Raw genomic sequence first — 526 nt, forward strand, 5'->3', positions numbered from 1 at the left:
ACATGAGCAATAACCAATTTGCTGTGGGTGATACCATTAATGTTAAAGGTTCAACTGATGGCAGTATTACCAGTACTACGACAGCAGATGGTGTACAGCTTGGTTTAGGCAATACCATTAAAGTCGGCACAGCGAATCCAATCACTATTGATGGCACAGCAGGTACGATTGGTGGTTTAAGCAATAAAACTTGGAACGGCACAGCGGTATCAGGTCAAGCAGCAACTGAAGATCAATTGGCGGCAGTGGATAGCAAGTTGGGTGGTTTGGACGATGCAGCAGTTAAATATGACGACGCAACGACTAAAGCCAAGATCACGCTTGCAGGTGTTGGTGGTACAACCATTACTAACGTGAAAGCGGGTGATATTAGTTCAGCAGCATCAACTGATGCGGTGAATGGTGGTCAATTATTCACAACCAATCAGAATGTAACAACTGCACAAAATGCGGCAGATGCAGCGCAAGCGACAGCAGACAAAGGCATTAAGTTTGGTAATGGCACGAGCAATAACCAATTTGCTTT

Annotated in this window: 1 protein-coding gene; it reads left to right on the forward strand. The window is 44.7% G+C overall.

Features of this window, described 5'->3' with window-relative positions; all coding sequences use genetic code 11:
• Nucleotides 1-23: 23 nt before the first annotated feature.
• A partial coding sequence (locus ACTHUE_RS20070) for a hypothetical protein (protein WP_440424287.1) occupies nucleotides 24-526 on the forward strand: 503 nt, incomplete at its 3' end.

This window comes from Neisseria sp. P0021.S005, assembly GCF_051956955.1.